Raw genomic sequence first — 22,993 nt, 5'->3', positions numbered from 1 at the left:
TCAGCGAGTCGGTTAGGCGGCCGGCGAGAACAGCTGCACGGCGGAGATCTCGCTGACCAGCAGGCGGGCCTTGAGCTGCTCGGCCTGCTCGCGGACCTTGGCCAGGGAGTGTTCCTTGACGTGGCCGTAGCCGCGGATCTGCTCCGGCAGCTCGGCCAGGGCCACCGCGGTGCGGTAGTTGTCCGGGCGTTGCTCCTTGAGCAGCAGCTCGACCAGCTCCTCGTACTCGCCGATCAGCTCGCGCTCGACCTTGCGCTCGGCGCTGTGGCCGAAGGGGTCGAACAGGCTGCCGCGGAGGAACTTGAAGCGCGCCAGCACGCCAAACACCTTGAGCATCCACGGGCCGAACTCGCGCTTGATCGGCGCGCCGGTGCGCGGGTCGGGTTTGGCCAGCCAGCTCGGTGCCAGGTGGAAGTGCAGGCGATAGTCGCCCTCGAACTGGGCCTCAAGGCGCTGGCGGAAGGCCGGCTCGCTGTACAGCCGCGCCACTTCGTACTCGTCCTTGTAGGCCAGCAGCTTGAAGTAGTACCGCGCCACCGCGCGGCTCAGGGCCTGGTCGGCGCCGCTGTCGGCCTGGCGCACGCGGGTCACCAGTTCCAGGTAGCGCTGGGCGTAGGCGGCGTCCTGGTAGGCGGTGAGACGGGCCATGCGGTCGGCGACGATCTCGTCGAAGGTTTCGCAACGCGGCGCCTCGGGGTTCTTCGGCTTGGCCAACTGCTCAACGGCGGCCGGGTCATGGGCGGCGCGGCGGCCCCAGAGGAAGGCCTGCTGGTTGAGCTTGATCGACACGCCATTGAGCTCGATGGCCTTGTCGATAGCCTCGGCGGACACCGGCACCAGGCCTTTCTGGTACGCGTAACCGAGCATAAACAGGTTGCTGGCGATGGTATCGCCGAGCAGCGCGGTGGCCAGGCGGGTGGCGTCGATGAAGTGGGTCTTGCTCTCGCCTACCGCCTCCACCAGCGCCTCGCGCATGGCCGCGCCGGGCACCTGGGCGTCCGGATTGCGGGTGAACTCGGCGGTGGCCGCCTCGTGGCTGTTGACCACGGCGTGGGCGATCTTGTCGTTGAGCTTGGCCAGGGATTCCTCACCGGCTGCCACCACCAGGTCGCAGGCCAGCAGCAGGTCGGTCTCGCCGGCGGCGATGCGCACGGCGTAGATATCGTCCTGCTTCGCGGCGATGCGGATATGGCTGATCACCGGGCCGAACTTCTGCGCCAGACCCGCCTGGTCGAGCACGGTGCAGCCCTTGCCTTCCAGGTGCGCGGCCATGCCCAGCAATGCGCCGACTGTGGTCACGCCGCTACCGCCGACACCCGGCAGGAGGATGTTCCAGGGCCGGTCGAGACTCGGCTGGCGCGGCTCCGGCAGAGCCACGAACAACGCTTTGGCGCCGACCGCCTCGGGCTTGCGCAGGCCACCACCATGCACGGTGACGAAGCTCGGGCAGAAGCCCTCGACGCAGGAGAAGTCCTTGTTGCAGGCGTTTTGGTCGATCTCGCGCTTGCGCCCCAGCTCGGTCTCCAGCGGCAGCACGGAGAGGCAGTTGGACTTCACGCTGCAGTCGCCGCAACCCTCGCACACGGCCGGGTTGATGAAGGCACGCTTCTGCGGGTCGACCAGCTTGCCGCGCTTACGGCGACGGCGCTTCTCGGTGGCGCAGGTCTGGTCGTAGAGGATCACCGAGGTGCCCTTGACCTCGCGCAGCTCACGCTGCACGGCGTCCAGTTCACGGCGATGGTGGAAGGTGACGATGGGCGCGAAGGTAGCGCGGGTCGGGTACTTGTCCGGCTCGTCGCTGACCAGGGCGATGCGCTTCACGCCCTCGGCGAACACCTGCTGGCTGAGCTGGTCGATGCGCAGCTCGCCGTCGATCGGCTGGCCACCGGTCATGGCCACCGCGTCGTTGTAGAGGATCTTGTAGGTGATGTTCACCCCGGAGGCCACGGCGGCGCGCAGAGCCAGCTGGCCGGAGTGGAAGTAGGTGCCGTCGCCGAGGTTCTGGAACACGTGCTTGGTTTCGGTGAACGGCGCCTGGCCGATCCAGGTGGCGCCCTCGCCGCCCATCTGGGTGAAGGTGTCGGTGCGCCGATCCATCCATTGGGTCATGTAGTGACAGCCGATGCCACCGAGAGCGCGGCTACCTTCCGGCAGCTGGGTGGAACTGTTGTGCGGGCAGCCGGAGCAGAAGTGCGGGGTGCGCTTGGTGTCGTGCTTGGGCGCGGCCAGCGCGGCTTCTTTCGCCGCGAGGAAGGCCAGGCGCTCGTCGATGGTGGCGCTGGTGTAGATCGGCGCCAGGCGCTTGGCGATCACCCGGGCGATCATCGCCGGGGTCAGCTCGGCCAGGTTCGGCAGCAGCGAGTTGCCCTCCTCGTCGAACTCGCCGACAACCCGCGGGCGCTTGCCGACCGGCCAGTTGTACAGCTGGCCAGTGAGCTGGTCCTCGATGATGCTGCGCTTCTCTTCCACCACCAGGATCTCGTCCAGGCCTTCGGCGAAGTTGTGCACGGATACCGGCTCCAGCGGCCAGCTCATGCCGATCTTCAGCACTCGCAGGCCGACCTTGGCGCACAGCTCGTCGTCCAGGCCCAGGTCGTTCAGCGCCTGGCGCACGTCCAGGTAGGACTTGCCGGTGGTGATGATGCCCAGGCGCGGGTTGGGCGAGTCGAGCTTGATCTGGTCCAGGTTGTTGGCCAGGGCGAAGGCCCGGGCGGCGTAGATCTTGTACTGGTTGAGGCGCTTTTCCTGGGCCAGGGGCGGGTCCGGCCAGCGGATGTGCACGCCGTCTTCCGGCAGCTGGAAGTCGGTCGGCAGTTTGATCTGCACACGCAGCGGGTCGACTTCCACCACGGCCGAAGAATCGACGTTCTCGGCGATGGTCTTCAGCGCCACCCAGCAGCCGCTGTAGCGCGACAGCTCCCAACCGATGATGCCGTAGTCGAGAATTTCCTGGACGTTGGCCGGGTTCAGTACCGGCATCGACGCGGCAATAAAGGCATGCTCGCTCTGGTGCGCGATGGTCGAGGACTTGCAGCCATGGTCGTCGCCGGCCAGCACCAGCACGCCGCCCTTCTCCGCTACACCGGCCGAGTTGCCGTGCTTGAACACGTCGCCGCAACGGTCCACGCCCGGGCCCTTGCCGTACCACATGGCGAACACGCCGTCGTAGCGCGCGCCGGGGAACAGGTTGGCCTGCTGGCTGCCCCACACGGCGGTGGCGCCCAGCTCTTCGTTGACGCCGGGCTGGAAGTGGATGTGGTTTTCCTGGAGGAACTGCTTGGCCTCCCACAGGCTCTTGTCCAGGTTGCCCAGGGGTGAACCCCGGTACCCGGAAATGAAGCAGGCGGTATTGAGACCGAAGGCGGTATCGCGCTGCTTCTGCAGCATCGGCAGGCGGGTCAGGGCCTGGGTGCCGGTGAGGTACAGCTGACCTGTGGCTACACGGTACTTGTCGTCCAGGCGGATTTCGGCCAGAGACATGGTGCGCTCCTTTTATTCTTGTGTGAGCGACGCGACCTTTCTTGGAGGTCGCCGATTAACCCTGCCGCGGGATCACCGCAGCGGGTCGTATGACCAAGACTATGACCGAGTGGTTTTGGCTTTTTCTTTCTTTTTTCGGGCTTCCAGCGGGATACTGCGCATGACTTATCCCGCCATGACCAATAAAGAGAAAAAATCATGCAGGAAAATCTGAGCCCCATCGACCGGCGCATTCTGCGCCTGCTGCAGCACAACGCCGACCTCTCCGCCGCCGAGATCGCCGAGAAGGTGGAACTGTCGCAATCACCCTGCTGGCGCCGCATCCACCGTATGCAGGAAGAAGGGCTGATCGAACGCAAGGTCGCCCTGCTCAACCCGAAGAAGCTCGGCCTGGGCATCACCGTGTTCGTCGACATCAAGCTCTCGGCCCATGGCCGCAGCAACCTGGAGGAGTTCGAGCAGGCGGTGGTCGGCTATCCCCAAGTGCTGGAGTGCCACACCATGGCCGGCGGCTCGGACTACCTGCTCAAGGTGGTGGCCAAGGACATCGCCGACTACGAGCGTTTCCTGCGTGACCACCTGCTGCAACGCCCGCATGTGCACGAGGCGCACTCGCATATTGCGATGAGTGAGGTGAAGCGGACTACGGAGTTGCCGTTGGATTGATCGTATACTATTTAGGATCACAAGGCGTTCGGGACATTGGCATTTATTGTTTTGTAATCAGCAATACCGCAAGAAGCTGCATCGATAATAAGCGAAATATATTGGCACTGAACTCATAACAGCACACGAACAGGTCGACTGGAAAGACGAGTGACATGTACTACGACAGCAACTCCTCCAACCTCAGAATATTAGCCACCTTCCGGGACTACATGAAAAATCTTTATGAAACTCGTCGAGATTGACTAGCAACTCAAGCCCCCCTTACGAAGGCACTCTTAAAATGGGCCATATATCACTCATGCATTGCGAGCCCGGCGAAGCGGACCGATCAAGCTAACAACTATAAACGTCAAAGCTTTATCTCTCACCAACCTATAACAATACAGAATTCTCAATTCCTTTGGAGCTTGTATGGATACAGAGAAACCAGTTGCAACCAATGAGCGGCTTACAGCCAAATACGAAGCACTTCTCAAGGCAGCCGGATTTGAACTAATCCATGTCTGGGAGGGCGTAATCATGTTCAAACTAATAAGTTACGCTTACAGCTTGAACTTCCAGCCAGATCTACCGGAATATTTATCTTTTGGGTTAGGCGCAGCAATTGACCCAAGCAAAAACAAAGAAACCTCAGCCAGATACGAACTAGCTCAGTTTATAAATTCAAGCTATAGATATGTGAAGTGTCATTTTGAAACTGACTCCGATGGCGACGACAGCATCCAATTTGCATGCGACCTGATGTTTGTAAATGAGTCCGACTTTATTCGCTGCGCGCACACTGCCGTCAAAACCCTAGATAATGCCTATATTTCGGCAAGCGCAAAATTCCCTGACGTTGTATAGGCCAATATATGACCAAAGAAAAGGAAGATAAGGTCTTATCTCTTGCTGACGCATCTGCGGGCTTCGTCGGCGCAGCATTCTTATATTTCATACAAAAACTACCTGACGGGAGCGATGCCAAGCAACTCTTGTTATATTCGATGACTTTTGTCGCCCTAGCAGCTAACAATGTCTTTGTCATTTTATTTGCCTCGGGAAAGAGAAAGTGGGAGCGAAGAAACTTAAAAAGCCAACACAAGGATCTTTCTTTTGAATATGACGAATATTCAAAGAAAGAGAACCCCGACCCCGAGGTCATGCAGGAATTTAACACCGCCATAAAGCAGACACAGTTGGCCATCCTTAGAAACCTGACCTCAGGGGCAGACTCGACCATGGGACAGACAGGTGACCTGAAGAAACCTTCATCTAAAAAGCGAATGAACAATTGAAGAGCGGAAATTTTTATATCTTTCAGAGCAAATGCGCACTTCGCCCTTATAGAAGCCACTTCCCTTGCGTGCACAAACCAAGAGCCAGACACTCGAAATCGTAGCCTTGGGGGAAAAGGCATAAATCAAACCATTGCGCTGAACGAATCCTCTCTTTTCGCCCTTACGGCGAGTCACTTTCTCTTGTCTGGCCAAGAGAAAGTAACCAAAGAGAAGGCCACCCCGGCATCCGGCCCCGCCTGCGGCGCGGTTCCCTCCTTCCGGTGCTGCTCCGGGGGCCGGCTTACAAGGGCCATCCCTGGCCCTTTAAGCCTCTCGCCGCATCCATGCGGCTCGTCCCCCTGCGCAACACCTCCACTCGGCCTCCTGACGGGGACTCGGGCTCCGAGTTGCTTGATAGTTCTTTCCGCCCCTTGCGGACTCGCTTTCGTAGGGTGGTCTCGCCGCAGGCAGCCCACCACACCGGAACGGTGTACTGCCCTTCGGGCGAGTAACATCCTACAAAAGCAGCACCGCACCCGCAGGCAACTCCCCGCCCCCTTCAGGAGGCCGAACGGAATCGTTGCGTAAGGGGTTGAGCGGCATGGATGTCGCGAGAGCCGCGATGGGCCAGGGATGGCCCTTCGCGGCGGGCCCCTGGAGCAATGATGGAGTGAGGGAAGTCGAGCGCAGCGAGACCCGGATGGCGGGGGCGAGACCTTTTGGTTCCTTTTGGGGCGACTGCCAAAAGGGACCCGCCCAGCAGGGCGGAACTGATGCCGAAACCAACGCGGAAATGAGCAGCGGCGCGCACATCTAACTACACCAGCTACAAGCGGCAGACTGGAGCATCAGGAGCATGGGAACGATCACCCTGTGCGACTCGGGCCCCTCACCCCAACCCTCTCCCAGAGGGAGAGGGAGCTAAAGCACTGCGTCTGGCTGGGCCTCGGGCGCGGCGGCCTTGAAGGCGTCCAACACTTGGCAACGCCCCTCCATCTCCAGCAGACGCGGGAAAGCATCCAGCGAACAGGCGAAGCGCCGCGCGTTATACAACTGCGGAATCACGCAGGCCTCCAGATAGCCCGGCCGGTTGCCCAGCGACAGGCCACCCTTGAGCCCACCCAAACCCTGCTCCACCGCCGCCAGCCCCTTCTCCACCCAATGCCGATACCAGGCATTCTTCGCCTCGTCGCCGACACCCAGCTCGGCGCTCAGGTACTGCAGCACCCGCAGGTTATTTAGCGGATGGACATCGCAGGCGATATGCAGCGCCAGGGCGCGCACCTGGGCACGATGCACCGGATCGGCCGGCAGCAGCGCCGGCACAGGAAAGACCTCGTCCAGGTATTCGAGGATCGCCAGCGACTGGGCAATGCGCGCACCACCGTTGGCATCATCCACCAGCAGCGGCACCAGTTCCTGTGGGTTCAGCGCCTGGTACTCGGCACTGTGCTGTTGGCCGCCATCCTTGACCAGATGCACCGACTCCTGGCGGTAGGCCAGGCCCTTGAGGTTCAGCGCGATGCGTACCCGGTAGGCGGCGCTGGAGCGCCAATAGCCGTAGAGCGTCAGCTCACTGCTCATAACGCTCCACCGCCTGGTCGATGGCGCCGAAGATGCTCTGGCCGGCGGCGTCGAACATCTCGATGCGCACCCGGTCGCCAAACTTGAGGAACGGCGTCTTCGCCTCGCCCTGTTCGATGATTTCCAGCATGCGTTTCTCGGCCAGGCAGCTCGAGCCGGCGCTGCGGTCGTAGTTGGACACAGTGCCGGAGCCGATGATGGTGCCGGCGCCCAGCGGGCGGGTCTTGGCGGCGTGAGCGACCAGGATCGGGAAGTTGAAGGTCATGTCGGTGCCGGCATGGGGCTGGCCGAACAGTGCGCCGTTGATATGCGACACCAGCGGCCGGTGCACCTTGCCGTCCTTCCAGGATTCGCCCAGTTCGTCGGGAGTCACCGCCACCGGCGAGAAACTCGACGACGGCTTGCTCTGGTAGAAACCGAAGCCCTTGGCCAGCTCGCCGGGGATCAGGTTGCGCAGCGACACGTCGTTGACCAGCATCAGCAGCTGGATATGCTCGGCCGCCTGGGCTGGCGTGGCGCCCATGGGTACGTCGTCGGTGATCACCGCGATCTCGGCTTCCAGGTCGATGCCCCAGGCCTCGTCGGCCATCTGGATCGCTGCGTGCGGCGGGATGAAGCTGTCGGCGCCGCCCTGGTACATCAGCGGGTCGTGCCAGAAGGATTCCGGCATCTCCGCGCCACGGGCCTTGCGCACCAGCTCGACATGGTTGACGTAGGCGCTGCCGTCGGCCCAGTGGTAGGCACGTGGCAATGGGCTGTGGCAGTCGGCCTGGTCGAAGACGAAAGACTCGTCGATCAGGCCATCGTTGAGGCGCTGGTATACCGACTCCAGCAGCGGGCGCTTGACCTCCCAGTCGTCCAGCGCGGCCTGCAGGGTGGCGGCGATCTGCGGCACCTTCACGGCGCGGGCCAGGTCGCGGGAGACTACGACCAGTTCGCCGTCTCGGCCTTGGTTGAGTGATGCGAGTTTCATGGGTTGTTCCTATGCATTGAGCTGTTCCCCCCTCGCCCTTTGCGAGAGGGGCCGGGGCGGGCCGCGTAGGATGAGGGAGTCCCAGACTGCACCGAGCAGCCTGCTGGCCCCTCACCCCAACCCTCTCCCGGAGGGAGAGGGAGTAGTTCTATGTCACTTCAAGTAAGTGCCAGGCGCACGCCAGGAGTTCACGTATTCGGGCACGTCCACGGCGGCGGCGGCCTCGGCCACCTCCAGCGCGCGGCGGGTGTCGATCATCACCGCCACTTCCTCGGCGAAGGTGGCCGGGTCTTCCTGGGCCTTCTTCAGCGCCTTGGGGTGCGGGCCGTGGGGGAAGCCGCAGGGGTGCAGCGTGACCATGCCGGCCTCGATGTTGTCGCGGCTGAAGAAGTTGCCACGGTGATAGAACAGCACCTCGTCGTAGTCGTCGTTGTTGTGGAAGAACGGCACTTTCAGCGCACCTGGATCGGACTCGACCGGGCGCGGGGTGAAGGTGCAGACCACGAAGCCGTTGGCGACGAAGGTGGTGTGGGCCGAGGGCGGCAGGTGGTAGCGGTGGCTCATCAGCGGGCGGATGTCGCGCCAGTTGAGGCGCACCACGGTGTTGTCGCCATGCCAGCCCACCGCATCCAGTGGGTTGAACGGATAGGTGACGGTGCTGATCTGGTTGCGCCGCTTGATGCGGATCTGCCAGGTCTGCTCGTCCTGCTGGGCCTTGAAGGCGTCGTCGATGTGCGGATGTTCGAGCACCGCCGGGTCGAAGATCGCCTGCGGACCGAGCAGGCCCTTGTCCGGCAGCTGGTAGGCGCCGTCCGTGTTCTCGATCAGCAGGAAGTGGCTGGGCGCCGTCGGCTCGATGCGCCAGGCGGTACCACGCGGGATCAGCAGGTAGTCGCCGTCGCGGTATTCCAGGTGGCCGAAGTCGCAGTAGAAATGCCCGGCGCCGTCGTGCACGAACAGCAGCTCGTCGCCGTCGCTGTTGCGCACCAGGTGGCGCATGGCGCCGTGGGTCTTCCACACGCGCAGCTTCACATCGGCGTTATGCAGGGTCAGTGGCGCCTCCAGCGGGCAAGCACACTCGCTGGATATCTTGTTGAAGTTGAACGCGTGCGGACGCAGCGGCCCTTGCCAATCGATCCAGCCGGTGGGCGGGTGCTTGTGGTGCAGGTGGGTCACCGGGCCGAAGAAGCCCTCGCGGCCCATCTCCCGCTCATAGGTGCCCTCGGGGAAGTCGCAGTGGGCCTGGCGCGAGTGCTCGCCCTCGCGCAGGGGGAAGCTGATCCATTTGCGGCTCATCGCGGAGCTCCTGTCATGTATCGAGTTTCGTCGCGAGCGCAGGCCTGGCTAGGCGCCGCCTCGCGAAGGTGCGCAGTTGACATGCCGGTCAATGAACAACCTGAGCGAAGCGGCAACACCGCCAGGGCAAGCGTAGTAGAAAATCGGTACATGACTACTCCTCGGAGATCACGCCACGACGAACTTGGTCCTCTTCGATGGATTCGAACAGCGCCTTGAAGTTGCCTTCGCCGAAGCCCTGGTTGCCCTTGCGCTGGATGATCTCGAAGAAGATCGGGCCGATCACGGTGTTGGTGAAGATCTGCAGCAGGATGCCGTCGTCACCGGGCGCACCATCGATGAGGATGTTCAGGTCGCGCAGGGTGGCGGTGGGCTCGCCATGGCCGGCCACGCGGCTGTCGACCTTCTCGTAGTAGGTGTCCGGGGTGGTCATGAAATCCACGCCATTGGCGCGCAGCTTGCGCACCGTCTCGTAGATATCGTCGGTGCTCATGGCGATGTGCTGGATGCCCTCGCCGTGGTACTCGCGGATGAATTCTTCGATCTGCGACTTGTCGTCGGCCGACTCGTTGATCGGGATGCGGATCTTGCCGCACGGCGCGGTCATGGCGCGGGAGAACAGGCCGGTGAGCTTGCCCTCGATGTCGAAGTAGCGAATCTCGCGGAAGTTGGCGATGCGCTCGTAGAAGCCGGACCAGACATCCATCTGCCCGCGCTTGACGTTGTGGGTCAGGTGGTCGATCTGCTGCAGGCCGACTGCGTTGTCGCTCGGCTTGCGGCCCTCGATGTACTCGAAGTCGACGTCGTAGATGGTCCTGTCGCCGTAACGGTCGACCAGATACAGCAGCGAGCCGCCGATGCCCTCGACGCAGGGAATGTTCAGCTCGCCGAAGTTGGCGTGGCTGCCGACCAGGGTGGCGCCCTGCTCTTTCACGTAGGCGGCGGCCTGGGCCGCGTTCTTCACCCGGAAGGCCATGGCGCAGGCGCTCGGCCCGTGCTTCTCGCCGAAGGCGCGGACGTGTCCGGTGGGGCTGCCGTTGAGCACGAAGTTGATGTCGTTCTGCTGGAACAGCCAGACCTGCTTGGAGCGGTGCCTGGCGGTTTCGGTGAAGCCCATGGCGCTGAACAGCTGGTGCAGCTGTTCGATGCCTTCGGGCGTCGGCGCGGTGAACTCGACGAACTCGAAACCGTCGGTTCCGATGGGGTTGTGCTGATCGATCTTGGCCACGGCGTTCATCCGGCCTCCTGTTGTTATTGTTGGGGCGTCCACCGGTCAGGCCGGCGGTTTGGGTTATTCCCATGACAGCCCGCGGCAGGTCGCCGCACAAGCCGTGTGGACCGGGCCTGGGAAGGCCGCTCGCCAGTGCATTTGGCAAATTTTCCTTACAGCTCGACAGGCCGCCGTGGTCCGCTGGGTCCTCCGCCGCTGGCGTCACGATTTATTTACAAGCTGGACAGCCTGCTTGCCAGTGCGACAGCCGCAGTCGTATAGCTAAGTCTGCTCTGGGCTAAGATCGCGCCAGCCAACCCGACAGCAGATGCCCATGGCCCGCGCCACGCCTCCCGATCTGAGCAACACCAGCATTCCCCTGCGCGCCCTGGCCCGCAGCTATCCGCGTGGGCTGTTCATCGAGCCGCACCAGCACGAGTGGGGCCAGTTGCTCTACGCCATGTCCGGCATCATGTGGGTGGAAACCCCCGGCGAGGCGCTGCTGGTACCGCCATTGCGCGGCGTGTGGCTGCCGCCGGGCGTGCCGCATGGCATCCGTGTGGTGTCCGAGCTGCAGATGCGCAATATCTACCTGAGCCCACCCCTGGCGCGGGAGTTGGACAGCCAGGTGCAGGTGTTCGAAGTGCGCCCGCTGCTGCGCGAGCTGATCGTCGCCCTGGTCGAGCAGGAGCAACAGAACGACGCGCCTTACTACGCCGCTCTGGCCGAACTGACCGTGCTGGAACTGGGCCGCGCGCGCCGCTCGCAGCTGCGCGTGCCGCTGCCCGACGGCGCCGATCGCCGCCTGTTGCAGCTGTGCCAGGCGGTGATGGCCGCGCCCTCGCTGGAGGTGCCTTTCGAGCAGCACGCCGCCAATGCCGGTGCCAGCGTGCGCACCCTGTCGCGCCTGCTGCTGCGCGATCTGGGCATGGGCTTCGCCGAATGGCGCCGCCAGGTGCAGCTGGCCACCGCCGCCGCCGCGCTGATCCAGGGTGTGCCGGTGGGGCGCATCGCCCGCGAGCTGGGCTACCAGCCGGCCAGCTTCAGCGACATGTTCCGCCGCGAACTGGGCCTGACGCCCAGCGAGTACCGCGACAGCCTCGGTGCCTGAACGCCATAAGTTGGCCGATAGCCTGAAGTCCTTGGCCGACTGCCCGGGTTGACCAGCCATACACTGCGCCCACCCCGTCAGCGCCAACGGCGGCGCCGACAGATCGTCTCTCGCCAAGGACCACTCCATGCACGCTCTGCAATTTTCCAGCATCGGCGACCTCGCCGCCCTGCGCCCGGTCGAACTGGACCGCCCCATCCCGGAAGACGGCGAGGTGCTGGTCGAGGTCCGCGCCGCCGGCCTCAACCCCAGCGACGTGAAGAACGTGCTCAGCCGCTTCCCCTACACCACCCTGCCGCGCGTGCCCGGCCGTGACTTCGCCGGCGTGGTGGTGGAAGGCCCGGAACACCTGCAGGGCAAGGCCGTGTGGGGCACCGGCAAGGGTCTCGGTTTCAGCCGCGATGGCAGCCATGCGCAGTACATCTGCCTGCCCGCCGCAGGCGTCGCGCTCAAACCGCGGGTGCTGAGCTTCAGCCAGGCCGCGGCCCTAGGCGTGCCCTACACCACCGCCTGGGACGGCCTCACCCGCAGCCAGGTCGGCCAGGGCACGCGCCTGCTGATCATCGGCGCCAATGGCGCGGTGGGCACGGCCGCCCTGGGTCTGGCCAAGGCGCTTGGCGCCGAGGTGCTGGCCGCGGTGCGCAACCCGCAGGAACAGGAGCGCCTGCTGGACAGCGGCGTCGCCTGCCTGCTGCTCGGGGAGGCCGAACAGCTGGGCCAGCAGGTCGAGGCGATGTTCCCCGGCGGCGCCGAGGTGATCTTCGACACCACCGGTTTCTGGCTGCCGGCTGCCGTCGGCGCGCTGGCCAGCTTCGGCCGCATCGCCTACATCGCCGCGCCGGTGGACGGCATGGTCAACCTGCCCGCCCTCAACCTGTACCGCCGTGGCGGCAGCCTGGTCGGGGTCAACACCCTGCTCTACACGCCGACCGATTGCGCACGCATGCTCGACGCGTTCGGCAAGCTGTTCGAACAGGGCCTGCTGACGCCGCCCACCGCATTCAAGGAACTGCCTCTGAGCGCCGGCCCCGAGGCCTATGCCGCGGTCAACACGCCGGGCAGCTGCGAGAAGATCATCCTGCTGCCCTGGGCGACTGCCTAGCGGGCGGCATCGGGCACCTCCAGCGCCGGCGTGTGCTGCGCCACGAAGGTACTGAACGGGGTCGGTTTGCCCAGGTGGTAGCCCTGGGCGAAGTCCACGCCGATTTCCTCCAGCACCGCGAGGATCTCCGCCGACTCGACGAACTCGGCGATGGTGCGCTTGCCCATGACGTGGCCGATCTGGTTGATCATCTCGACCATGGCCCGGTCGATAGAGTCGTCCAGCAGGTCGCGGACGAAGCTGCCGTCGATCTTCAGGTAATCCACCGGCAGATGCTTGAGGTACATGAACGACGACATGCCGGCGCAGAAGTCGTCCAGCGAGAAGCGGCAGCCGAGGGCCTTCAGCTCGTTGATGAAGTGGGTGGCGTCGGCCAGGTTGGCGATGGCCGCCGTCTCGGTGATCTCGAAGCAGATGGCCTGGGGCAGCACCGGCTGGCTGGCCAGCTGCTCGCGGATGTAGGCGAGGAAGTCGCGGTCGCCGATGCTGGCGCCGGACAGGTTGATCGCACAGTGCAGCGCCGGCGCATGGGGATGCTCGGCATGGAAGCGCGCCAGGGCGGCCAGGGTATGGCGCACCACCCAGCGGTCGATCTGCGGCATCAGGCCGTAGCGCTCGGCGGCGGGGATGAAGGCGCCGGGGGCGATCAGCTCGCCCGCCTCGTCCTGCAGGCGCAGGAGGATTTCCACATGGCCGCCGTCCTCGCCGCCATGCAGCGGCACGATGGGCTGGGCGTACAGGCGGAAGCGGTTCTCCTCCAGGGCGCGGTGGATGCGCTGCACCCAGCTCATCTCGCCGACCCGGTGCGACAGCTCGGAATCGTCCGGCTGGTAGGCATGCACCCGGTTGCGGCCGCGCTCCTTGGCCGAGTAGCAGGCCAGATCGGCGGTGCGCAACAGCTCCACCAGGCTGGTCTGCCCCGGCGGAATCTGCACCAGGCCGATGCTGGCACTGACCGAGAACAGCCGCCCACCCCAGGCGAAGCGCAGCTCCTGCACCGCCTTGCGCAGGGCCTCGGCCACGCGCAGGGCGGCCTCGGTCGGGCAGTTCTCGAGGATCACGCCGAACTCGTCGCCGCCCAGGCGGGCCAGGGTGTCGCCCTCGCGCAGGTGCAACTGCAGCTCCTGGCAGACCTTGCGCAGCAGTTCGTCGCCCGCGGCGTGGCCGCAGGTGTCGTTGACCAGCTTGAACTGGTCCAGGTCGATGAACATCAGCGCGTGCCGCCCCGGCTGGCGCAGCATGCGCGCCAGCAGCTGAGCCAGGCGGTATTCGAACTCGCGGCGATTGGCCAGGCCGGTCAGCGCGTCGTGGCTGGCCTGCCAGGACAGGCTGGCGACGAACTGCCGCTCGCGGGTCATGTCGTGCAGCACCATCACCACGCCGCTGACCAGACCGCGCTCCTGGATCGGCGCGCCGACCAGGTTGACCGCCACCTTGCTGCCATCCGGACGCACCACCAGCTTGGCGTAGTCGCCATCCTCCTGGCCGGCGAGGATCTGCTGCAGCGGCGAGACGGCATTGGCCTCGGAATTCTCGTCGACGATGGTGAACAGCTGCTCGAAGGCGCGCCCCTCGGCCTGGGCCAGGGCGCAGCCGGTGAGCTGCTCGGCGGCGGCGTTCATATAGGCGATGCGGCCGTCGCGGTCCAGGCTGATCACCGCATCGCCGATGGACGCGAGGATGGTCTGCGCGCGCTGCTTGACCAGCGCCAGCGCCTGGTCCACCTCCGCGCGCTGGATCAGCAGGCGCCGGGTGCGCAGCACCGCCAGGCTGATCAGCAGCGCGCCGGTCAGCAGGTTGCCCAGCACCAGCAGCCACAGCACCACCCGCGAGGCCTCGCCGAGTATCTGCGAGAAGCGCTCGGCGGCCCGGGTGGCGCCGAGGTTGATGCCCTCGATCTGCTCGCGCCAGCTGCGCCGCAGCCCATCCGGCGCCGCGCCGATCAGGCTCTGTTGCTCGATCTCCCCAGCCAGCAGGGTGAGCTCGAACACATAGCGATCACCCCGCTCCCACTGCTCGATGGCGCGCTGCAGATAGCTGAACTGACGGAAGTTGAGGTACAGCCAGATCATGCCCTCGATGTCGTCGGGGTGATTCTTGCCCTGCAGGATGCCGGCGCGGGCAGCGTCCAGATCCGGCTCGGGGCGCTCCAGGGCGATGCGGAACTGATGGTCGCCGAGCGGCACCTCGATGGCCTCGCGATACAGGCGCAGATGATGGTCGGCGCCGCTTTGCGCATAGAGGTCGAGATAACGGATGGCATCCTTGAGGCCCTTGGACCACAGGCTCTCGCCCGCCACATAGCCGCGCACCGCCGAGTGCAGATAAAGGCTGCCGCCGGCCAGCAGCGCCTGCAGCAGCACCACCAGCGCGAAGGGCCAGACCAGCCGCAGCAGCTGCGAAGTGATGCGCGCCCGCGGGGCGTCCGTCTCCTGACTCATCTATCCCTGTCTCCCCGGGGCGAACTGACGGCCGCGCCAGGCCCACAGCGCGGGTACTGGCGTACCAGTCAGGTATAGATGGCTTTTTGCCGCGTCGCAGGCGCCATCAGCTTTCTCGCGCCAGATTGGCTGGAGCCTCAGGCGCCGACGAACTGCCGGTTGGCGTCGTTAGGCTGGTCGGCCACCACGCAACGCGCCCGGATGGAATCCTTCATCCACGCCTGACAGCGCAGGGCCACAGCCCTCGTCAGCGAACTGACCGGCCCGGCGGCAAGCAGCTCGGGGTGCTCCGACAGGTGGCTCTGCCAGGCATCTGATACGGTTTTTCTCGATAAACCTGAGTCTGTTATCCAAACAGCCCGACGCGCACAGTTCGCTCAGCCTGATTACCGCCCGAAGAGGCCCACCATGAGCGAGCGCATACCGGCGCAGATCATCGAAACCATCGACCCGCGCCAACCGCTGCGCCTGACGCCGTCGCAGGCCGGCGGGCCGATCCACACCCGCAGTTTCAGCGGCCGCTTCCGCAACCTGCGCCTGTATGGCGCGGGCCTGCTGTTCCTGATTTTCTTCGGCACCGCCTGGCTGGACTGGGACGGTCGCCAGGCCGTGCTGTGGAACCTGGCCGAGCACCGCTACTACATCTTCGGCGCCACCTTCTGGCCGCAGGACTTCATCCTGCTCTCGGCGCTGCTGATCATCTGCGCCTTCGGCCTGTTCACCATCACCGTGTTCGCCGGTCGTGTGTGGTGCGGCTACAGCTGCCCGCAGAGTGTGTGGACCTGGGTGTTCATGTGGGTGGAAAAGCTCACCGAGGGCGAGCGCAACCAGCGCATCAAGCTCGACGCCGCGCCCTGGGGCCCGGCCAAGCTGCTGCGGCGCGGCGCCAAGCACGGCCTGTGGCTGGCGGTGAGCTTGCTCACGGCGCTGACCTTCGTCGGCTATTTCACGCCGATCCGCGAACTGGCGCTGGAACTGTTCGGCGGCCAGCTGGAAGGCGCCGCGCTGTTCTGGGTGCTGTTCTTCACCGCCGCCACCTACCTCAACGCCGGCTGGCTGCGCGAGAAGGTCTGCGTATACATGTGCCCCTACGCGCGCTTCCAGGGGGTGATGTTCGACAAGGACACCCTGATCGTCTCCTACGACGCCGCCCGCGGCGAAGGCCGTGGCCCGCGCAAGAAGGACAGCGACTACAGGGCCGAGGGCCTCGGCGACTGCATCGACTGCACGATGTGCGTACAGGTCTGCCCCACCGGCATCGACATCCGCGACGGCCTGCAGGTGGACTGCATCGGCTGCGCCGCCTGCATCGACGCCTGCGACAGCATCATGGACCGCATGGGTTACGAACGCGGCCTGATCCGCTATGGCTCCGAGCACGAGATGCAGGGCGGCCGCACCCACCTGCTACGGCCGCGCCTGGTCGGCTACGCGGCGGCGCTGCTGCTGATGATCGGCGCCTTCGCCTGGGCCCTGCATGCCCGCTCGCTGGTGTCGCTGGACGTGGCCAAGGACCGCGGCATGTACCGCGAGAACGCCATCGGCCAGATCGAGAACGTCTACCGCCTCAAGCTGATCAACAAGACCCAGCAGCCGCAGCGCTACCACCTGCGTCTGGTCGACGGCCAGCCATTCAGCCTCGGCGGCCCCGGCGACCTCAGCCTGGCCGCCGGCGAGATCCTCGAAGTGCCGGTCAGCGTGGCCCTGGTCCACGAGCCGCTGGCAAGCAGCCCGGCGCCGGTGCGGTTCGAGGTGGTCAACCAGGCGGACGCCAGCGAGCGCCAGGTGGCCAACAGCACCTTTATCGCGCCGAGCGGGCGCTGATGGCCGACGCCCGCTCACTGCCCGTAGACTGTGGCGCACCTGCAGCCACCGTCACGGACAAGATGAAGCGCTACGAGCAATTCGCCGACCAGATCGCCGAGCTGATCCGCTCCGGCGTACTCGCCCCCGGCGAGCGGGTGCCCTCGGTGCGCCAGGCCCGCCACACCTACGGGGTCAGCCCGTCCACCATCTTCCAGGCCTATTACCTACTGGAGGATCGCGGCCTGATCCAGGCCCGCGCGCGTTCCGGCTACTTCGTCCGCGAACTGGCCCACCAGCCACTGGCCGAGCCACAGATCAGCACCACACCGACCACCAGCACCGAGGTGGACGTCAGCGAGCTGGTGTTCTCCGTGCTCGGCTCGCTGAAGGACCCGCACACCGTGCCCTTCGGCTCGGCCTTCCCCAGCCCGGAACTATTCCCCCTGCCGCGCCTGGCCCGCTCCATGGCCCACGCCCTGCGCGACATGCCCAGCCATGCGGTGATCGCCGACATGACCGCCGGCAACCCCGACCTGCGCAGGCAGATCGCCCTGCGCTACATGGTCGCCGGCGTACGCCTGCCGCTGGAGGAACTGGTGATCACCAACGGCGCCCTGGAAGCGCTGAACCTGTGCCTGCAGACGGTGACCCAGCCGGGCGACCTGGTGGCCATCGAGGCGCCGGCCTTCTACGCCACCCTGCAGGTGCTCGAACGCCTCAAGCTCAAGGCCGTGGAAATCCCCGTGCACCCGCGCGAGGGCATCGACCTCGGCGTGCTGGCCGAGCGCCTGGAAAGCCTGCCGATCAAGGCCTGCTGGTTCATGAGCAGCCTGCAGAACCCCATGGGCGCCAGCCTCACCGAGTCGAAGAAAGCCGAGCTGTACGCCCTGCTGCAACGGCACCAGGTGCCGCTGATCGAGGACGACGTGTACGCCGAGCTGTACTACGGCGCCCAGCCGCCACGGCCGGTGAAGAGCTTCGACGATGGCGGCCTGGTGATGCACTGCGGCTCCTTCTCCAAGAGCCTGGCGCCGGGCTACCGGGTCGGCTGGGTGGCCGGCGGGCGCTATGCCGAGCAGATCAGCCGGCTCAAGCTGATGACCACCATCTCGCCCTCGGTGCCAGCCCAGGCGGCCATCGCCGACTACCTGCAGCACGGCGGCTACGACCGCCACCTGCGCAAGCTGCGCATCGCCCTGGAGACCCAGCAGGCGGCCATGCTCGCCTCGGCCGCACGGCATTTCCCGGCGGAAACCCGGGTCACCCGGCCTAGCGGCGGCTACTTCCTGTGGTTCGAGTTTCCCGAGCGGGTCGACTCGCTGCAGCTGTTCCAGCTCGCCCTGGCCCAGGGCATCAGCCTGGCGCCGGGGCCGATCTTCTCCGCCACCCGTCGCTTCCGCCATTGCGCGCGACTGAACCATGGCCACCCCTGGGATGCCCAAAGCGAGAGGGCGATGGAAGTGCTCGGGCGCATCCTCGCCACGTTCTAGAGCTCCGCGGCTATGCTGCGGATAGGCAGTGGGCCCGCCATCGGCGATACTGGCCACGCGCCATCAAGACAAGGACAGACCGCATGAGCAGCGACACCGAAGCCGTCAGCACCGACGCGCTCCTCACCGACCAGCAACGCATCGAGAAGCTGGAGAAGGCCGGCAAGCTCAATCGCCTGCTGATCTTCGGCCTGGCCGGCGCGCTGTTGCTGACCCTGCTCGCCTGGCTGCTGGTCGCCCTGCTCTCCTCCTCCGCCGAGGAGGCCGCGGAAGACCAGGCCCAGTTGGCCACCCTGGCCAGCGTCGAAGCCCTGCAGAAGGAGCTCGGCGCCCTGCAGCTGCAGATCGCGCCGCTGCAACAGCAGATCAAGGATCAGCAGAAGCTGATCCTGCTGCAGGCCCAGCAGCAGACCGCCGCTCCAACCGAGGCCGAGGCTCCGGTCGCCGTCACCGATAACCGCGAGCAGGACCGCGAGAACGTGCGCATGGTGGCGCGCACCCTGATCGGCCAGGAGAACAACTATCAGCACACGCTCAACGCGCTGAAGGAAGGCATGCGCGAACTGGCCGGCATGACGCCCGGCTCGCGCAGCTGGCTGGACTTCTATGAGGAGTCCCTGGCCAAGCCGATGGCGGACAGCCAGGCCAGGGTCAAGGCGCTGCAGAAGTGGTCGGGGGAACAGACCAAGTAGCAACCGACCGCCAGCTCGCGGCAACGAAACGCCGCGCCCCCGCACGGGGGCGCGGCGTTTTTTGTGTAGGCGCGAGCCCTGCTCGCGAAGCTCTTGCCGTCGCCTGGTAGCTCGGATGCAATCCGGGGGCGGAGTCTGCTGTTTCCCGGATTGCATCCGGGCTACGACTGCAGCAAACGCCGCGCCCCTGCACAGGAGCGCGGCGTTTTTTTCTGTGTAGGAGCGAGCTCTGCTCGCGAAGCTCTTGCCGTCGCCTGGTAGCCCGGATGCAATCCGGGGGCGGAGTCTGCTGTTTCCCGGATTGCATCCGGGCCACGGTTGGCGCAGATCGGCGCGGCCGAGCGGCATTCCGATTGGCCGCGAGTTATCGCGCAGAGCTTCGCGAGCAGAGCTCGCTCCTACAACCTAGTGCTGCAGGTGGCCGTAGAGCTTGGCGTACAGACCGCCCTCGGCGATCAGCTGCTGGTGGTCGCCGTCCTCGGCGATGCTGCCGCCATCGAACACCAGCACCCGGTCGGCCTGCTTCACTGCGGAGAGGCGGTGCGCGACGATCAGCGTGGTGCGGCCGTTGAGGAAGCGGCCGAGCGCCTCATGCAGCGCGTACTCGGTGGCGGCGTCCAGGGCCGAGGTGGCCTCGTCGAGAATCACCACCTTGGGCTCGGCCAGCACCATGCGGGCAATCGCCAGACGCTGGCGCTGGCCGCCGGACAGGCGCACGCCGGAGCGACCGACCATGCTGTCCAGGCCATCCGGCAGGGCGCGGATGGTGGCCGCCAGCTGGGCAATCTCCAGGGCCTGCCAGCAGGCCTCGTCGCTGCGTTCGCGGCCCATGCACAGGTTGGCGCGTACCGTGTCGTTGAACAGCGCCGGATGCTGCAGCACCACCGCTACATGCTCGCGCACCCGCTCCAGGCCGATCTCTTCCAGACTCGCACCGCCGAAGCGGATGGTCCCGGCCTGGGCCGTGTAGAGGCCGAGCAGCAGCTGCACCAGGGTGCTCTTGCCGCCGCCGCTGGCGCCGACCAGGGCGACCTTCTCGCCGGGGGCGATGCTCAGGTCGAGGTCGTGCAGCACCGGGTCGTCGCGGTAGGCGAAGCTCAGCCCGCGCACCTCAATGCCCACCGTGTCGCGGCCCTTGAACGGGTCGACCACGCCCTCGTGCTGTGGCTCGTCGGCGCGCGCCAGCAGCTCGTTGATGCGCGTCATCGCACCGCCGGCGGCGTAGTAGGCGTACTGCAGGCTGAGCAGCTGTTCGACCGGGCCGATCATGTACCAGAGGTAGCTGAACACGGCCAGCATCTGGCCGATGGACAGGTCCGAGAGCAGCACGGTGAGCATTGCCGCGGCGCGGAAGATGTCGATACCGAACTGGAACAGCAGGCCGCTGGTACGCCCCGCCGCATCGCTCTTCCACTGCGAAGCCACGGCGTAGTCGCGTACCTCGCGGGCACGCAGGCCGAGGCGGCCGAGGAAATAGCCCTGGCGGTTGCCGGCGCGCACTTCCTGGATCGCCTCCAGGGTCTCGGTCAGCGCCTGGGTAAAACGCGAGGTGCTGTCGTTTTCCAGCTTCTTCAGATGCTTGACCTGCTTGCCCAGCTGCACGGTGGCGAAGATCACCAGCGGGTTGAACAGCAGGATCAGCAGGGCCAGCTGCCAGTGCATCCAGATCAGCACGGCGGCGGTGCCGGTCAGGGTCAGCACGGCCACCAGCACCTTGCTCAGGGTCTCGCCGATGAACTTGTCGAGGGTGTCCAGATCGGTGACCAGGTGCGCGCTGACGGTGCCGCCGCCGAGGCTCTCGTACTCGCCCAGGGCGATGCGCTTGAGCCGCTCGATCAGGCGCACGCGCAGGCGGTAGATCACGTCCTTGGACAGGCGCGCGAACAGCCGCGCCTGCAGCACGTTGCTGACCAGGGCGCCTACGCGCAGCACAAGAGTCAGCGCCAGCATCAGGCCGATGTAGCCGGCGGCGGTTTCCCAGCCGGCGGGCAGGAAGCGGTCCATCACCTTGAGCGCGGCGTCGCCCTGCTTGAGCAGCACCTCGTCCACCAGCAGCGGCAGCAGCAGCGGAATCGGCACGCTGCACAGGGTGGCGACGAAGGCGATCAGGTTGGCCAGAATCAGGCCCTTGCGATGGCGCAATGCGAGGCGGCGGATCTCCGCCCAGGTCAAACGATCAGGCATGCGCACGGTGCTCCAGCCAGCGCCCCAGCAACGGCGCCAGGGCTTCCAGCGGCTGGTAGCCATTGGTCAGCAGGGCCAGGCGGCCATCGCGCTCAGCCAGCAGGGTCGGGAAGCCGGAGATGCCGAGATCCTGCACCCAGGTGAAATCGGCTGCGGTGGCCTCCGCGGCCTCATCACTATCGAAGGCCGCAGCAAACTCGATGCGTGGGATGCCAGCGCGTTCGGCCAGCTCCACCAGTACCTGGGCGCGCGTGACGTCGAGCCCTTCGGCATAGAAGCCTTCCTGGATCAGCTGCAGCAGCGGCCAGACGCTCTGCTCGTCCAGGCCACGGGCGGTGACCAGGGCGCGACAGGCCGGCTCGGTGTCGTAGACGAAGCCTTCGGGCAGCGCGTCGTTGAAGTTGAACAGCTGGCCGGTGCTGGCGTTGACCGCCTGCCAGTGGGAGAGGATGCGCACGCGCATCGCCGGGTCCAGCGCCGCGCGCTCGCGGCGCAGACCGCCGAGTACCAGCTGCAGCGGCACGCCGGCCGCGGAGGCCTGCTCGGCCAGGGCCTGCACCACCGGGGCGAAGCCCCAGCACCAGGAACACATGGGGTCCATCACGTAGAGCAGGCGGTCTGGGCGCACGAGGCGGTCCTTAGTCGGCAGGCGACGAGGTGGGAATGGCTGCAGTGTACGTACAGAGCAGCCATTTGGGGCAGCGGTTCAGCCTTCCTGCAGGGCCTTGTAGTTGAAACCGATCGGGTGCGGCAGGTTGCGCGCCTGGGCGATCTCGATCTGCTTCTGGCGCTCGCGGGCGGCCATGCGGGTCTTCTCCGGCAGCGAGTCCCAGCAGTGCGGGCAGCTGATGCCCGGCGAGTAGTGCTGGCTCTGGCGGTCCTCGACGGAGATCGGGTTGCGGCAGGCGTGGCACTGGTCGTAGTCGCCCTCGGAGAGGTCGTGGCGCACGGTCACCCGGTTGTCGAAGACGAAGCAGTCGCCCTGCCACTTGGTCTGCTCCTGGGGCACTTCCTCCAGGTACTTGAGGATGCCGCCCTTGAGGTGGAACACCTCTTCGAAGCCTTCGCCAAGCATGTAGCTGGAAGCCTTCTCGCAACGGATGCCGCCGGTGCAGAACATGGCGACCTTCTTGTGCTTGGCCGGGTCGTAGTGGGCCTTGATGTAGTCCGGAAACTCGCGGAACGACTTGGTCTTCGGGTCGATAGCGCCCTCGAAGGTGCCGATGGCCACTTCGTAGTCGTTGCGGGTATCGATCAGCAATACCTCGGGATCGCTGATCAGGGCGTTCCAGTCCTGCGGCTCGACGTAGGTGCCGACGCGCTGGTTGGGGTCCACGCCCGGCACGCCGAGGGTGACGATTTCCTTCTTCAACTTGACCTTGGTGCGATAGAACGGCTGCTCGTCGCAGTAGGATTCCTTGTGGTCGACATCGGCCAGGCGCGGATCCAGGCGGAACCAGGCGAACAGCGCATCGATGCCGGCGCGGCTGGCGGACACGGTGCCGTTGATGCCCTCCTCGGCCAGCAGCAGGGTACCTTTGACGTTGTTGTCGAGCAGGGTTTGCAGCAGGGGTTCACGCAGCGCTTGGTAGTCCGGCAGGGAGACGAACTTGTACAGCGCCGCGACGACGATCTTGTCGGTCATGCGGACTCTCTCCAGTGGTCACCCTCGCAAAGGGCGGACCGGGGATGAAAT

General features: G+C 65.5%; 17 protein-coding genes. 8 read left to right on the top strand and 9 right to left on the bottom strand.

Annotated features, from left to right (window positions below):
• Positions 1-12 precede the first annotated feature (12 nt).
• Positions 13-3,480, bottom strand: coding sequence for an indolepyruvate ferredoxin oxidoreductase family protein (locus N7607_RS21600; protein WP_279869276.1), 3,468 nt, complete (start codon positions 3,478-3,480; stop codon positions 13-15).
• 198 nt (positions 3,481-3,678) lie between these two features.
• On the opposite strand from N7607_RS21600, the gene N7607_RS21595 reads away from it, so the two are divergent.
• The 3 genes from N7607_RS21595 (at position 3,679) to N7607_RS21585 (ending at position 5,426) form a co-directional block, all read left to right on the top strand.
• Positions 3,679-4,146 (top strand): Lrp/AsnC family transcriptional regulator, encoded by a 468-nt coding sequence (locus N7607_RS21595; protein WP_192397419.1) that lies wholly within the window; start codon positions 3,679-3,681, stop codon positions 4,144-4,146.
• Positions 4,147-4,560: 414 nt separating this feature from the next.
• On the top strand, positions 4,561-4,995 hold the full coding sequence (locus N7607_RS21590; protein WP_279869274.1) for a hypothetical protein: 435 nt from the start codon (positions 4,561-4,563) through the stop codon (positions 4,993-4,995).
• Between the two features lie 8 nt (positions 4,996-5,003).
• A complete protein-coding gene (locus N7607_RS21585) occupies positions 5,004-5,426 on the top strand; it encodes a hypothetical protein (RefSeq protein ID WP_279869273.1) in 423 nt (140 codons plus the stop codon).
• 903 nt (positions 5,427-6,329) lie between these two features.
• On the opposite strand, the gene maiA is transcribed toward N7607_RS21585, so the two are convergent.
• The 4 genes from maiA to hppD form a co-directional block, all read right to left on the bottom strand.
• A complete protein-coding gene (maiA, locus tag N7607_RS21580) occupies positions 6,330-6,992 on the bottom strand; it encodes a maleylacetoacetate isomerase (RefSeq protein WP_279869271.1) in 663 nt (220 codons plus the stop codon).
• Positions 6,982-7,965, bottom strand: a complete 984-nt coding sequence (locus tag N7607_RS21575; RefSeq protein WP_279869270.1) for a fumarylacetoacetate hydrolase family protein — start codon at positions 7,963-7,965, stop codon at positions 6,982-6,984. The genes maiA and N7607_RS21575 overlap by 11 nt, the downstream gene beginning before the upstream one ends.
• Before the next feature lie 153 nt (positions 7,966-8,118).
• Positions 8,119-9,261, bottom strand: a complete 1,143-nt coding sequence (locus N7607_RS21570; protein ID WP_279869268.1) for a homogentisate 1,2-dioxygenase — start codon at positions 9,259-9,261, stop codon at positions 8,119-8,121.
• Positions 9,262-9,415: 154 nt separating this feature from the next.
• Positions 9,416-10,498 carry a 4-hydroxyphenylpyruvate dioxygenase gene (hppD, locus tag N7607_RS21565; RefSeq protein ID WP_279869267.1) on the bottom strand — a complete coding sequence of 361 codons (1,083 nt, stop codon included), beginning with the start codon at positions 10,496-10,498 and terminating at the stop codon, positions 9,416-9,418.
• Between the two features lie 307 nt (positions 10,499-10,805).
• On the opposite strand from hppD, the gene N7607_RS21560 reads away from it, so the two are divergent.
• Both N7607_RS21560 and N7607_RS21555 read left to right on the top strand, forming a co-directional pair.
• Positions 10,806-11,582, top strand: a complete 777-nt coding sequence (locus tag N7607_RS21560; protein WP_279869266.1) for a helix-turn-helix transcriptional regulator — start codon at positions 10,806-10,808, stop codon at positions 11,580-11,582.
• Positions 11,583-11,709: 127 nt separating this feature from the next.
• Complete coding sequence (locus N7607_RS21555; protein ID WP_279869264.1) at positions 11,710-12,684, top strand: zinc-binding alcohol dehydrogenase family protein; 975 nt, start codon at positions 11,710-11,712, stop codon at positions 12,682-12,684.
• On the opposite strand, the gene N7607_RS21550 is transcribed toward N7607_RS21555, so the two are convergent.
• Positions 12,681-15,125, bottom strand: coding sequence for an EAL domain-containing protein (locus tag N7607_RS21550; RefSeq protein WP_279869262.1), 2,445 nt, complete (start codon positions 15,123-15,125; stop codon positions 12,681-12,683). The two genes, N7607_RS21555 and N7607_RS21550, sit on opposite strands and share 4 nt — an antisense overlap.
• Positions 15,126-15,533: 408 nt before the next feature.
• Here N7607_RS21550 and ccoG point away from each other — a divergent pair, with 408 nt between their 5' ends.
• From ccoG to N7607_RS21535, 3 genes are all read left to right on the top strand, one after another.
• Positions 15,534-16,949, top strand: a complete 1,416-nt coding sequence (gene ccoG, locus N7607_RS21545; protein ID WP_279869261.1) for a cytochrome c oxidase accessory protein CcoG — start codon at positions 15,534-15,536, stop codon at positions 16,947-16,949.
• A 62-nt stretch (positions 16,950-17,011) separates the two neighbouring features.
• On the top strand, positions 17,012-18,421 hold the full coding sequence (gene mapR / locus N7607_RS21540) for a GntR family transcriptional regulator MpaR (RefSeq protein ID WP_279869292.1): 1,410 nt from the start codon (positions 17,012-17,014) through the stop codon (positions 18,419-18,421).
• Between the two features lie 83 nt (positions 18,422-18,504).
• A complete protein-coding gene (locus tag N7607_RS21535; protein WP_279869260.1) occupies positions 18,505-19,113 on the top strand; it encodes a hypothetical protein in 609 nt (202 codons plus the stop codon).
• Between the two features lie 405 nt (positions 19,114-19,518).
• Here N7607_RS21535 and N7607_RS21530 read toward each other — a convergent pair whose 3' ends face one another.
• The 3 genes from N7607_RS21530 to N7607_RS21520 form a co-directional block, all read right to left on the bottom strand.
• Entirely contained in the window at positions 19,519-21,297 is a 1,779-nt protein-coding gene (locus N7607_RS21530) for an ABC transporter ATP-binding protein (RefSeq protein ID WP_279868074.1), read from the bottom strand.
• Positions 21,290-21,898, bottom strand: coding sequence for a DsbA family protein (locus N7607_RS21525; protein ID WP_279868208.1), 609 nt, complete (start codon positions 21,896-21,898; stop codon positions 21,290-21,292). The genes N7607_RS21530 and N7607_RS21525 overlap by 8 nt, the downstream gene beginning before the upstream one ends.
• A gap of 105 nt (positions 21,899-22,003) precedes the next feature.
• Positions 22,004-22,942: a rhodanese-related sulfurtransferase gene (locus N7607_RS21520; protein WP_279868076.1), complete on the bottom strand. Its 939-nt coding sequence runs from the start codon at positions 22,940-22,942 to the stop codon at positions 22,004-22,006.
• Between the last annotated feature and the right edge of the window lie 51 nt (positions 22,943-22,993).

Source organism: Pseudomonas sp. GD04019, assembly GCF_029837695.1.
Lineage (GTDB): Bacteria > Pseudomonadota > Gammaproteobacteria > Pseudomonadales > Pseudomonadaceae > Aquipseudomonas.
Note: the sequence above shows the minus strand (reverse complement) of the source record. Positions and strands in the feature narration are given on the sequence as shown.